This window comes from Halogeometricum sp. S1BR25-6 (assembly GCF_031624495.1).
GTDB lineage: Archaea > Halobacteriota > Halobacteria > Halobacteriales > Haloferacaceae > Halogeometricum > Halogeometricum salsisoli.
Map to the genome: position 1 here is coordinate 114,670 of NZ_JAMQOP010000006.1, position 12,153 is coordinate 126,822.

General features: G+C 61.7%; 13 protein-coding genes. 2 read left to right on the plus strand and 11 right to left on the minus strand.

Translation table 11 applies throughout. From position 1 onward, the window contains the following. Positions 1-2 precede the first annotated feature (2 nt). From NDI76_RS21505 to NDI76_RS21525, 5 genes are all read right to left on the minus strand, one after another. The gene (locus NDI76_RS21505; RefSeq protein WP_310926183.1) at positions 3-584 is read right to left on the minus strand and encodes a DUF63 family protein; all 582 of its coding nucleotides are present in this window, start codon (positions 582-584) and stop codon (positions 3-5) included. Then, a complete protein-coding gene (locus NDI76_RS21510) occupies positions 581-805 on the minus strand; it encodes a DUF7123 family protein (RefSeq protein ID WP_049983691.1) in 225 nt (74 codons plus the stop codon). Before NDI76_RS21510 ends, NDI76_RS21505 begins: the two co-directional genes overlap by 4 nt. Before the next feature lie 20 nt (positions 806-825). After that, on the minus strand, positions 826-3,435 hold the full coding sequence (locus tag NDI76_RS21515; RefSeq protein ID WP_310926184.1) for a heavy metal translocating P-type ATPase: 2,610 nt from the start codon (positions 3,433-3,435) through the stop codon (positions 826-828). Between the two features lie 100 nt (positions 3,436-3,535). Continuing rightward, the gene (locus NDI76_RS21520) at positions 3,536-4,123 is read right to left on the minus strand and encodes an AsnC family transcriptional regulator (RefSeq protein WP_310926186.1); all 588 of its coding nucleotides are present in this window, start codon (positions 4,121-4,123) and stop codon (positions 3,536-3,538) included. Between the two features lie 157 nt (positions 4,124-4,280). Next, positions 4,281-4,571 (minus strand): hypothetical protein, encoded by a 291-nt coding sequence (locus tag NDI76_RS21525; protein ID WP_310926187.1) that lies wholly within the window; start codon positions 4,569-4,571, stop codon positions 4,281-4,283. Positions 4,572-4,897: 326 nt separating this feature from the next. Between NDI76_RS21525 and NDI76_RS21530 the strand changes: the two genes are divergently transcribed. Further along, positions 4,898-5,641: a DUF4396 domain-containing protein gene (locus NDI76_RS21530; protein WP_310926188.1), complete on the plus strand. Its 744-nt coding sequence runs from the start codon at positions 4,898-4,900 to the stop codon at positions 5,639-5,641. Between the two features lie 202 nt (positions 5,642-5,843). Here NDI76_RS21530 and NDI76_RS21535 read toward each other — a convergent pair whose 3' ends face one another. From NDI76_RS21535 to NDI76_RS21560, 6 genes are all read right to left on the minus strand, one after another. Beyond that, on the minus strand, positions 5,844-6,128 hold the full coding sequence (locus NDI76_RS21535) for a multicopper oxidase domain-containing protein (RefSeq protein WP_310926248.1): 285 nt from the start codon (positions 6,126-6,128) through the stop codon (positions 5,844-5,846). 223 nt (positions 6,129-6,351) lie between these two features. Next, a complete protein-coding gene (locus NDI76_RS21540; RefSeq protein WP_310926189.1) occupies positions 6,352-7,350 on the minus strand; it encodes a potassium channel family protein in 999 nt (332 codons plus the stop codon). 201 nt (positions 7,351-7,551) lie between these two features. Further along, complete coding sequence (locus tag NDI76_RS21545) at positions 7,552-7,890, minus strand: four-helix bundle copper-binding protein (protein WP_310926190.1); 339 nt, start codon at positions 7,888-7,890, stop codon at positions 7,552-7,554. Positions 7,891-8,349: 459 nt separating this feature from the next. Continuing rightward, positions 8,350-8,718 carry a hypothetical protein gene (locus tag NDI76_RS21550; protein ID WP_310926192.1) on the minus strand — a complete coding sequence of 123 codons (369 nt, stop codon included), beginning with the start codon at positions 8,716-8,718 and terminating at the stop codon, positions 8,350-8,352. A 239-nt stretch (positions 8,719-8,957) separates the two neighbouring features. Further along, a complete protein-coding gene (locus NDI76_RS21555) occupies positions 8,958-9,305 on the minus strand; it encodes an SHOCT domain-containing protein (RefSeq protein ID WP_310926193.1) in 348 nt (115 codons plus the stop codon). Continuing rightward, positions 9,289-9,708 carry a DUF302 domain-containing protein gene (locus NDI76_RS21560; protein WP_310926195.1) on the minus strand — a complete coding sequence of 140 codons (420 nt, stop codon included), beginning with the start codon at positions 9,706-9,708 and terminating at the stop codon, positions 9,289-9,291. The genes NDI76_RS21555 and NDI76_RS21560 overlap by 17 nt, the downstream gene beginning before the upstream one ends. A gap of 333 nt (positions 9,709-10,041) precedes the next feature. Here NDI76_RS21560 and NDI76_RS21565 point away from each other — a divergent pair, with 333 nt between their 5' ends. Further along, positions 10,042-12,048: a glycoside hydrolase family 15 protein gene (locus NDI76_RS21565; protein WP_310926196.1), complete on the plus strand. Its 2,007-nt coding sequence runs from the start codon at positions 10,042-10,044 to the stop codon at positions 12,046-12,048. Positions 12,049-12,153 lie beyond the last annotated feature (105 nt).

Sequence of the window (12,153 nt, forward strand, 5' to 3'; positions counted from 1 at the left end):
GGTCAGACTACGAGGCGAACCTGTAACTCTCTGAGGATTTCAACAGAGCCAACGAGACCGACTATCGACGGGATGGACCCGATATTCCGGTTACGCGCGAGTGCGCCGACGCCGAGTGAGAGGACGGTGACGGCGGTGACGACGAAGTAGATCGACGGCGTGATGAACAGCACGGCGTAGTCACCGAGCAGGCCGATATCCTCGAGGGCGCGCATCGCTCCGCCAGCAACGATGATTGGCGCGAACCCGTACGCGAGTCGAGCGTCGTACGTGACATCGAGGGAGTCGAGATACGCTCGGAGCCCGGGGAGACTGTACACGACGGCCGCGAGGTACGTCACCGTGTTCACGGCGTTGTATCCGCGGACGGCCCGTATTCCCTCGTGCGTGACTGGCTGGCCGGCAGCGTCAGCGACGACCGGGCCCCAGAGATACTGCCAGACGAATCGGTCGTAGACGAGCGTCGGGAATGCGAGGAGTGCTGCACCGACGAGGACGACCGGGGCGAGCAGATACAGGACCCACCACTCCCGAGTTCCAGTGGCGGGGAGGGCGGATCCGACGCGGCGAGTGACGGTGCTCACGACTCGCTCACCTCCAGTCGCCACGTCGTGCTTTTCGAGCGTCCCCACTGTTCGAGCGACACGTCGGTGAGGTCGTCCTGGAGCTGGCTCAGATACTGTGCGACGGCTTTCGGCGATCCGTCGAGGTCGCTGGCGATATCCCGAGCCCGAAGGTACGTGGGCTCAGTATCGGCCGTCTCGACGAGGTACGCGTGCACCGTGCGGCGGGAAATAGAGGACATGGAGCAAGTGGCTTTGGCGTTCAGCGGAGTTTCCCGAGCAGTTTGTAGTCGTGATCGGGGGTGTACCGTCGGAACAGCAGGCTGTTCGACAGCACCGACACGCTGGAGAACGCCATCGCACCGGCAGCGAGCACCGGTTGGAGTAGGCCCAGCGACGCCAGCGGGATCATCGCGGTGTTGTACCCGAGCGCCCAGACGAGGTTCTGCTTGATCTTCGCGAGCGTCGCGTCCGAGATGCGGATGGCCTTCACGACGTCGAGGGGGTCGTCGCGCATCAGCGTCACGTCCGCCGCCTCAATGGCCACGTCCGTCCCCGAGCCGATGGCCGTCCCCACGTACGCGACGGCGAGGGCGGGCGCATCGTTGACGCCGTCGCCCACCATCATCGCCTTACGCCCCTCATCTTGAATGGCCTCAACGGCGTCCGATTTGTCCTCCGGGAGGACCTCCGCGCGGACGTTCTCGGGATCGATGCCGACCTGCTCGGCGACCGCGCGGGCGGTGCGCTCGTTGTCACCGGTGATCATCATCACGTCGACGCCGCGTTCCTGCAGTTGGCGCACGGCGTCCTTCGCGCTCTCTTTAATCGTGTCGGCATCAGCGACCACTCCAACCAGTTCGTCCTCGTAGGCGACGAGCATAGCTGTCTTCCCCTCGTTCTCGAGGCGCTCCATCGTGTCCTGAGCGGGCGAGGGATCGATTCCGTTGTCGCGGAGGAGCTTCCGATTGCCGACCAGCACCTCGCTGTCACCGACGGTCGCTTCAATGCCATGGCCGGGGACGTTTTCGAAGTCGTCCGGGTCGGTCACGTCGATCCCGCGCTCTTTGGCTTCATCGACGATTGCGCGGGCGAGCGGGTGCTCGCTCCCGCTCTCGGCCGTGGCTGCAAGCCGCAACACGTCGTCCTCGCTGAGGCGGTCACGTGCGGTTAATTGGCCACCATCGGGAGCGGTGTCGCCGCCGTCTGTGATCGGCTGTCCGTCACCGTCGAAAACGACGACGTCGGTCAGTTCCATCTCGCCTTTCGTCAGCGTCCCGGTCTTGTCGAAGACGACCGTGTCGACATCTTTCGCCCGTTCGAGGATGTCACCGCCCTTGAACAGGACGCCGTTCTGTGCGCCGATGGTCGTCCCCACCATCGTCGCCGCGGGCGTCGCCAGCCCGAGCGCGCAGGGACAGGCGATGAGAACGGCCGACGCGAACACGATGATCGCGAACTCGAAGACCGACACACTGCCGCCAGCGACGGCGGGGCCGCCGGCCACGAGGCCCCACACCGGGAGCCACTCGACGAAGCCTGCGAGAATTCCGGGGAACAGATACCAAACAACACCCCAGAGCAGGGCGTTCGCGATGACTGCGGGCACGAAGTACGCCGAGATGCGGTCAGCAAGATTCTGGATGTCGGGCTGGCGGGACTGCGCCTCCTTGACCGTCTGGACGATCTGCTGGAGGGCGGTGTCCTTCCCGACCTTCGTTGCCTCGACGACGAGGACGCCGTTCTCGTTGATGGTCGACCCGACGACTTCGTCGCCCTCGCCCTTCTCGACGGGGACGGACTCGCCGGTGACCATCGACTCGTCGACGGCGCTCTGTCCGTCCACGACGACGCCGTCGGTCGGAATCTGCTCGCCGGGGCGGACCTTCATCCGGTCGCCCACCTCGACGTCCTCGAGCGGAATCTCCTCTTCGCTGCCGTCGTCGCGGACGACGGTGGCCGTCTCGGCTTCCATCTCCAGCAGTTTCCGGAGGGCCTCGCCAGCCTGCCCTTTTGAACGGGCCTCGAGGTAGTTGCCCAGCGTGATGAACACGAGGATGAGGGCGGCGGTATCGAAGTACAGTCCGCCCGCGATGAGGCCCAGCAGGACGGCGACGGAGTAGACGTACGCCGTCGTCGACCCCAGCGCGATGAGCACGTCCATGTTGGCGCGGCCGTTCTTCACGAGCGCCTTGTAGGAGTTCTTGTAGAACGGCCACCCGAGAACGACCTGCACCGGCGTTGCGAGGGCGAACTCCACCCAACCGAACTCGACACCGAGGATTCGGTCCGGCACCACGCCGCCGCCGAGCAGGAACTTCTCGACGAGGAAGAACAGAAGCGGGGCCGACAGCGCAGCACCGAACAGCGTCAGCCGGAGTTGCTTCCGAATCTCGGCCTCCCGCGCGGCGTCACGAGCGTTCTGGCCCGAGTCGTCACCCTCGTCGGCGTCCTCACGGACCGGCGAGTAGCCGGCCTCCTCGATGGCGTCATAGAGCGCGTCGAGTGACGTCTCCGCGGGATTGTAGACGACCTGCGCCTCGTCGGTGGCGTAGTTCACCTCCGCGGAGACGACGCCCGGTACGGATTCCAGCGCGGTCTGGTTCGTGTCGGCGCAGTTCGAACACGTCATATCGGAGATGCCGATGCTCGCCGTCTCCGTGACGATACCGTAGCCCGACTGCTCGATAGCGTCGACGATCTCTCCGAGCGATACCTCCTCGGGGTCGTACTCGACAGAGCCCTCGTCCGTGGCGAAGTTGACGTTCGCTTCGGACACCCCGTCGAGGGACTCCAGCGCCTCGCCAACTGTCGACGAACAGTTGGCACAGGACATCCCCGTGATATCGAGATGTGCCGTTCGCGTTCCCATATGTACTCCTTACTAAGGGATACTTCTTTAGTGCATTTACTATTTTGATTTGACGGGTGAAGTGGGGGTCCGTTCTAAGATTCGAAACCCAAACGACACGTCACGCTTGTTCCTCGAGCTTTTGATACTGTTTCTCGAATTTGGTGTGACACGACGAGCAACAGAAGTGGTAGACACGATCAGCTATTCGTGCGGATTCTCCCTCGTTGTCAACTGTATTACCACACTCGACGCACGTTATCGCGAAGGCGGTTCCATCGATCGAAGGCGTCCACTCGGCCTGATCGACGAGGGTCACCGAGTAGTTGACATCGAAGTCCCTCAAGAGACTCTCGATCCAACGGCGAACGTTCTGATTCTCTGCCCGCCCGTAGAACCAAACGTCTCCTTCGGCGGTGACGAACACGTGTTCGACGCCCTCCACGTCCGTGAGCCTTTCTCGAAGTGACTCCGTACTGTTGACTGCGTGTTCAACCTGTACGAATACGGGAACACCGGCACGGAGTACTTTCCGGTTGACGTCGACTGTGAAGCGGTTGATGATACCTGATTCTCGCAGCCGCTTCACTCGATCAGAGACCGCCGGGCCGGAAAGCCCGACCGTCTCGCCGATCGCGCTGAACGGTCTACGCGCATCCTCCGCTAGTAGTGAGAGGATCTCCATGTCTGTCTCGTCTAAATCACGCATATCTATCAGACGAATCCGTGCCTACAATACTGTTATCCCGTGTTCGGATTCATTTCGATCCTTTAACCGACCAGAAGTGTTCGTATCATAGCTACGGTGAATAAGAGACTCGTTAAGCCCTGTTTCGTCCCCGCCGAGTTCCGAAGCACGGAGTAGATTAGCACCCACCGTACCCGGTCATCCGGCCGTCGTCAGCCATGTCACGGCCCATCTCCTCGACGGTCACACCCATGTGCGACTCCATCCATTCGACTGCATCGGGTCCCATGTGGTCGGTCATGTGCGATTCCATCCATGCGGTCCACTCCTCCTCCGCGGTCCCGTTGTAGGGAGAGGTATCGTCAGCAGCCGTCTCGTTTCCGTGGGCACTCACCACCGGAACGGCGAACACGAGTCCGACGATTGCGAGCAGTCCGAGCAGCCAGCCTCCGGTTCTGATAGCGGTCATTGTCTTGTTCCTCGGTTAGTCGTACGTCGGCTTCGGAGATATTATCATGGGTATGAATCCACACAGGAGAACGCTTGATAGCGTTCATAACACCATTTAACTGTTTATTTCAGGCAACACCGTTCGTGTCACGCGAAATCGTGCTTAGCAGGAACACCAGTGGTCAAAGAGCGGAAACGAAGTCGGGGGATGGACTCTCGTGCAGTACGGTGCGATAGCCACAACAGTCTAAAGAACTCCGTGACAAGCCGGTATCGGGTAGAACTCAGAGCGACCGACAACTCGTGACGTGTAGATGCCAGGTTCGGTCAGCGTCACATCCACATATGCCAATACAACAACTCGTCAAACAGATCGAACACGCGTTCGCACCGGCACGTCAGCTATTGAAACCGATTCTGTCCAGTCCCACGGTGCTGGGCGTCTGGGTCCTGTTCGTCGTCGCGTCCGTCGGGACCCTCTGGTGGGACATCCGGAATCGGAACCAGGCACTGCCGTCGATGATGAAGGGCGTCTGGACGCTGGTCGTCCTCTACTCCGGGCCGTTCGGACTCGCCATCTACTGGTACTCCGGACGGACCCAGATCCCGCACGACTCGGTGGGACGTCGAGGTCTTCGCTCCACAGCCCACTGCTACTCGGGATGTGGTGCGGGTGAGGTGGTCGGTATCACGCTCGCTCAGGGTATCCTCGCACTCAGCATCGGGTGGGTCGCGGCAGTCACCTTCGGGTTCGCGTACCTCTTCGGTTACGCGCTGACCATCGGCCCGCTCATGCAGGACGGTGTCGGATTCGAAGAGGCGACGTGGGATGCACTCCTGAGCGAGACACCTTCGATCACGATCATGGAGATATTCGCCATCGGGACCGATCTCTTGCTCGCTGCCGAAGCCCACATGGGCCAAACGCTGTTTTGGATGGCGCTGGCGTTCTCGCTGTCTATCGGATTCATCGTCGCCTGGCCTGTCAACGTCGCACTCGTGAAGTACGGCGTCAAGGAGGGAATGAGCGATCCCTCCGAGATGGGCGACGACAGCGGCAGAAGTTCGCAGGCACAGGCGGCCGACTAACTCGCTCGTCCCTTCGTTTGTGCAGACGTCGCCGAGTGAACGCATTCGGTGTCGTCTACCTGCGGGAGGCTCACGTCTCGCTCTCCCGCAGCGTCGTTTTCGGTCGTGCCGCGGCTTCGATGGTTGTGAGAGGAAATATCTCATTCACACCGTCTGCGGACGTCGAGAGAGGCCGCGATAGTGGAAGCGGAGTCGCCCGGTTTCACTCGACGTATCTGAGGACGCGCGCCATTCCCGCGTCGAGGTGGTAGAGGTTGTGACAGTGGAACAGCCACCGACCGGGGTTATCGGCGTGGAACTCGATGATGACCTGTCCCATATGTCCCGGTACGGGGACGGTGTCCTTGACTGCGTCGCCGACGCGGAAGAAATGGCCGTGGAGGTGCATCGGGTGGACGACCGGACTTCGGTTCGTCATCCGGATTCGGACGTGTTCGTCCCGGCGGATCCGAAGCAGGTCCGCGTCGGGATCTGCCTGCCCATTGATAGTCCATACCCACTCCCCACCTGCCCCGAGACAGGGTCAGGTCGAACGTTCGGTCGGGACTCCCGGTTACACCGTCCAGCGGCGTAACGGCCCGCAGATCGCCGTATTCGAGCCGGTTACGCGTCGTCGACGAAGGCGCGGGGCTCCCCGCCTCGTCGACGCCGTCGTACTTGACCGTCGAGGAGACCCCGCGATTACCCCGGAGCGAGAACGGTTCGCCGTGTTACTCGTTCTCGGGGCGCGGCCAGTATCGAGCATCGGCGTCAGTTAGCCCGTGTAACCGTCTCCGGCGCTCCTGCTTCTCCTCCAGAGCATCAGCGAAATCCTCGTCGGAAACCGTCGGGATGCCGTTCTCGCGGAGCATGTTCAAGTCGGGTTCGGGTGGAGTTCCGTCCGACTGCGCGAACGTGTCGCTGACCATCTCCAGGTAGTTCTCTACGCTCGAACGTGCGTTCTTTAGGACAGCGGTGCTCGGTTGGTGTTCCGGTGGGACGCCGAATCGCAGCAACGTGAGCGAGTCGTCGAGGATGGCGACGCTTACGACTGCCGAGTACTGCCGTCGCTGCGTGTAGAAGTAGTGGAGGATGGGATAGGCCATGTGATTCACCGTCAACTCGTTGAGTTCGGTCGTGATCGTCTCGATCGGGAGGTCGAACCCGTCGAGTTCACTCCCGTTCCACCCGGCCTCAACGACGGCCTCACTGTACGCCCCGAGTCCGCTGACGTTGCTGGCGAACTGTTGTTTCTGCGTGACCACACCGAGGATAGAGAGGACGTATGTGACGATCAGCGTGATGAACAGCATCCCGCTCGCCGTCATGACCACAGTGACGATCTGCCAGACGGCCCCGCTCGGGGCGAATCCACCGTTCCCGAGCGTGAATAGCGAGTAGCCGGTGAAGTAGAACCGTTCGACCCAAGTGACGGTCGCGGGTCCATTGACTTCGGTCACGGCGTTCTCCGCGCCTGCGAAGATGAGCGTCCAACCCAGCCACAGCAGTACTATCCACGTCGAGAGGCTGACGACGAGGATCAGCGGGCCCGCCAGAGTGAGACGCCGCGAGTGGCGGTCTGCAGTCCGTCGAAGCCCGCACCAGATGCTTCTCATCAGCCGATCCGTGAGGGGTCCCGCGCCTCCCTCGACCCAGAGCGTGGTCCACAAGAGGTCGACGACCGTGCCCAAGAGAACGAACAGACCGAGTACGGCGTATAGGAGACTCACATCTGTTCCTCCTGAATCGGTTCGACCGGAGCACCGAACCGATCTATTCGGTCGTTTCTGCGAGCAATTCCGTCGTGGGGGTTCCGGTGCTCAACCCCGTGGTGATACGCATGCGTCATTGTCTCGGACGTGAATTGAACGAAGCGACAGGCATCACTCCGCTGTAGAAAACGAAGTAGAGGGTGGTGCGTCTGTCGGAGTTTACGCCATCGAACGGCAGGACTCCGCACACTGACGGAGGGGCTCGACGCACGCCTGACAGTGGTCGTGGTCGTGCTGTTCGCACTCGTCGGCGCACGATTCGCACACGTCGGCACACGTCTCAGCGATGTCGCCGTTGAACTGCGAGCCCGACGCACAGAGCTGCGCGCACGTCGAAGCGACGGTGACCACGTCGCGGCAGAGCCGGAGACATTCCGCCATCTCCTCGCCCTTGTCGGCGCACTCGTCGGCGCAATGGGCGCACGCCTTCACGGCCTCGTGACAGTTGTCGATACACTCGCGGGTCGAATCGTCGAGCAGGTCGTCGATCTGAGCCATTGCATTCAGTAATACGTGCGATTCATTTTTGTCTATTGTGGCCACCGATGTAAGGGATGAGCGGGCGACTCAGTACATCCGGTTGTCCGCCTCAAAGGCCGGATATCGGCCGTCTGTCTGACCGCCGTGTCGGGACACGAGAGCGACTCGGCTGATCGGACTTTCGCCGTTTTACAATCCGGAATGAGAAGCCGACAAATCCACAGTATGTAGCGTCACGAAAGCGCTGTGGACTGTCTTAATTCCGTCGCGCGGGTCGTTGTACCCAGTGCCAGTCCATCGCTTCAATGGCGACATCTGTCTGCCTCCAATAGCAATCTCGACGTACGCGAGACCAAGAGCATGATCGACACCTGCTGGCCGTCGTCGCCTGCCGTGTCCTCATCCTTCGTCTGTGTGACACCAGAGGGGGTTCGGAACCGCTTGACTACACAGCGAACGGTCGGATTTTTTCGTGACTCAGCGGACGACGAGTGCGCCGTCGAGTTCCATGTACGGGTGTCCATATCCGCAGGACTGAGACAGCTGAGCGTGAAATTTCCTCGCTGAGACGCAGTGATTCGAGCCGTCGTGGGCGTCGTCGCGTTCGCCGGCAGGGGAATCGGTGAAAGCATCACCCCACCCATCCCATATCCCGTATTCCGTCCCGATGGCATCACGGCGAGGTTGTGGTCGGTACTGCTCGTTCGCTGCTTCGAGCACCTCGTGGAAATTACCGGTATCAGGCGGTAGAATGGTCTCTTCGTTCCGTTCATCCAGTTCCTCGTGCTCAAGAATGGCCTCGCGGACCGCAGTCGGAAGCCGCTCGACAGCTCGGTCGGTACTCATATTGAACCCGATGAGTTCGATGCCCCCGAGTCTAGGTCAACGTGCTCCCACTCAGTTCCCGACTCCTCGACGATGACGAAGCCCTAGTGGTCAACGTAGAGCCTGATGTCGGCGCTCGCGGTTCGATGCCCCGTGAACCCGGGCGCGATACAACCGGACAGTGACGCGACTGTGCCGCCGACACTCAGGAGAAACTCGCGACGGCGAGGTGACGTCATCTCCCTGCTTCACTCCTCGGACTAGAGTTTCGACTGCCGTGTCTCGAACTCTTCATCCGAGAGGTCTCCGCGGGCGTACGCGCGACGGAGTTCTTCTCTCGCCGCGTCATGGGAATCGTGCTGGTTGAGGAGGCGGCGGACGACGAAGTAACCGCCGCCCAAGATGGCGAGCAGGAATAGCAACTGGATTCCCAACCCGACCCATCCGGACCCACCGCTTCCGTAGAGCCCGCCCATCATCCCGCCATAACCGCCATATCCCATCCCTATACCTCCGAAGCCCAGCATCATTAGCACGGGCCAGAGGATGAGGACGGCGAGGACGACGATGAGGATGGTCACCCAGTCGCGGTTACTCGGTTCTGCCATCGTCAGTACCTCCCCCCGCTTCGACTGCGGCCAAGACGCGTTCGAATCGTTCGTGTACCTCCGCTGCCACGGAATCGAGCGCGGGGTTGTCCGCCATGCCGACTAACTGCTCGGGGTCGACGGCGCTTACGGTGACGCCGTCGTCGTCCTCGTAGACGATGACGTTACACGGCAGAAGTGCCCCCAACTCGATCTCCTCCTGGAGGGCGCGATGCGCCAGCTGGGGGTTACACGCACCAAGAATTCGGTATCGTCGGAAGTCCTCGTCGAGTTTCTTCTTGAGCGTCTGCTGCACATCGATATCGCAGAGGACACCGAACCCCTCATTTTCGAGCGATTCGATGGTCGTCTCGACGACAGCGTCGAACTCACCACCGACTCTTTTCTGTATAGTATAGGGCATTCTATACAATATTATTTTGGTCACAGGATAAAGATTGCGTCGGGACCGATCGATCGGTTCGTCGAGACGGAAGAGGGTTACGCCGAGAGTGGGACGTGCTTCCCGTGCTGGTCTACCTGTATCTCGTCGTAGCCGGTCTACGGAGGAACCTCACTTCGCAGAAGCACGAGTCCCGGACGACAGCACGGTCGCTGATTGACGGGTCCATCGGGATTCATTCCGCTTGTCCCGTCGGCACGACGGTACACTATTGAGTTCTCGCTCCGACGATACGTCTAACTTATGCCGCCGAACGGGGATTCGTCGGGCCGGTCGAGTAACAAGGACGCGATAGTGAGTACGCCCGATCGGGCCGGGATGAAAGCCTTAGCGACGGTGAACCGATACGACGGGACGCACACAGACTGGCACGGCGCGCTCGTCGAGGAGACGTCCGCCTTCCGTCTCGACATCGAACTGTTCTACGACCTCCACACGCTCATCTGGGACGCCGACCGTGGGGAGACGCTCGACGTTCGCAACGACGCCGTCGAGAGTTCGGTGACGTACGAGTCGAGTCGCGTCCCCGAAATACACGTAGAGAACCGATTCGAGTTCGCCGACGGGGAGTCTGCGGTCCTCACGCAGGATATCATCACGAGCGTGAATACGTGCGGACTCCTGCTCAGAAACCGTGCGTCGTTCTCGTCGCCGGGGGAGCGGACGCTATACACCCTGCTCGGATTGGGCATCAAGGGACATGACCATGACCATCCCCACGCAGTACAGGACGCGTATCACGTTGACGAGGGAAATGAGGATTTTCTGGTCGCACACGACCAGAACCGATATCTCGCGGCGGCACAAGAGCGCTCGACGACCGACGACCGACGGTTCGACGGCCTTCGAATCGGAAAGAAAGGCCATCGATCGGGAACCGACAAGAGCGCGTGGAACGACGTCTACGTGGAGAACGACGGCTACATCGACTCGAACACATACAACCACGGCGACTTGGACGCGGCGTTCGGCCTGTACGCCGGAGAGGTGACCGACGTTGAGTGGGTGACCGCGATCGGCTACTGTCGGGGAGAGGAGTGGCCGATATCTCACGCGCGCGAGATGCTCGATAACGGGTACGAACGAGAACGGAACGCGTTCGCCGAGGCGTGGACCGAGTGGCACGACGGCGTGACGAACGGGCCGACGGACGACGAACGAGCGAACGAGCTCTACGAGAAGTCGCTCACGAGCATGAAGTGTGCGCAGGACAGCCTCGGCGCGATGATCGCGGGCGCGTTCAAACCCCGCGACATGACCTACAAGTTCGTCTGGCCGCGCGACCAGGTCATCATGATTCAGGCACTCGCGGCCGCGGAAGCGTACGACGAGGCTCGGGACGCACTCGGCTGGTTAGACGACGTACAGATAACCACACCGGAACGGGACGAACGGGGAATCGACCGCGGCGGGACGTGGTGGCAGAACTACTACACCTCCGGCGACCCGCACTGGCGCGCCCTGCAGTTGGATCAGGTCGGCGGACCCATCTATGCCCACTGGCTCCTGTGGCGGGAAACCGACGACCGGTCCGTCCTCACCGATCACTACGAGATGTCCCGCCGCGCAGCCGAGTTCCTCCTCGCGTGGGATAACGGGGAGGGATTCCCGAAGAGACACCAAGACCCGTGGGAGGAGACGTGGGGGTACTCAACGGAGGGCGTCGCCGCGGCCATCGCCGGACTCCGATCGATGGCGGCGATGGCCGACGAACGAGACGAAACGGAGTTCGCGACCCGGTGTCGCGAGTGCGCCGGAGAGTGGGAAGCGAACTTCGACGACTACTGTTTCGCCCGCGATACCCCGTACGGCGACCACTACGTCACGGCGGCCAGCCCCGAGACGGCGTTCTCTCCGTCCGCCGACGAACGTCCGGACGCAGCGGCGTTCATGGCGTACTGGCCGTGGAACGTCGTCGACGCCGACGGCGAACCCCTCCGCTCGACGCTTCGCCTCGCCGGCGAGCGTCCATGGAACGCGCCCGACGCCCGGTGTATCGGACGCTATCCGGGTGACTGCTACACACCGACAGGAACCGCAGAAGTCGGCGGCTGGCCCCTCTGCGAAGCGTACGCGGACGTCGCGCGGTGGCAGAGCGAGACAGATGAGGAGGCCGTCCGAGACCATCTCTTCGACGACGCTCTCGCGTGGACGACGGCGGCGGGACTGCTTCCGGAACGCGTCGACGAGCATGGCCGCCCCCACTGGAATGCGAACCTCCAGTGGAGTCAGGCGATGTTCGTCCTCCTCACTCGGAGCCACGTGGACGGTACGCCGTTCGGATTCGCTCCGGACGCATAGACTCTTCCGCTTCAGACGCACCTCTCTGTCCCGTCACTGTCATCCGTCACTATCCCTGCTACTCCGGCGAACGCTGTAACGACACCCTTCTTATTCTCTACACCT

Bases quoted from the DNA above. Each gene is read 5' to 3' on its own strand.
- NDI76_RS21555 (WP_310926193.1), bottom strand. From the start codon at position 9,305: ATGGCAGAACCGAGTAACCGCGACTGGGTGACCATCCTCATCGTCGTC.
- NDI76_RS21520 (WP_310926186.1), bottom strand. From the start codon at position 4,123: ATGCGTGATTTAGACGAGACAGACATGGAGATCCTCTCACTACTAGCG.
- NDI76_RS21525 (WP_310926187.1), bottom strand. From the start codon at position 4,571: ATGACCGCTATCAGAACCGGAGGCTGGCTGCTCGGACTGCTCGCAATC.
- NDI76_RS21510 (WP_049983691.1), bottom strand. From the start codon at position 805: ATGTCCTCTATTTCCCGCCGCACGGTGCACGCGTACCTCGTCGAGACG.
- NDI76_RS21530 (WP_310926188.1), top strand. From the start codon at position 4,898: ATGCCAATACAACAACTCGTCAAACAGATCGAACACGCGTTCGCACCG.
- NDI76_RS21550 (WP_310926192.1), bottom strand. From the start codon at position 8,718: ATGAGTACCGACCGAGCTGTCGAGCGGCTTCCGACTGCGGTCCGCGAG.
- NDI76_RS21560 (WP_310926195.1), bottom strand. From the start codon at position 9,708: ATGCCCTATACTATACAGAAAAGAGTCGGTGGTGAGTTCGACGCTGTC.
- NDI76_RS21545 (WP_310926190.1), bottom strand. From the start codon at position 7,890: ATGGCTCAGATCGACGACCTGCTCGACGATTCGACCCGCGAGTGTATC.
- NDI76_RS21515 (WP_310926184.1), bottom strand. From the start codon at position 3,435: ATGGGAACGCGAACGGCACATCTCGATATCACGGGGATGTCCTGTGCC.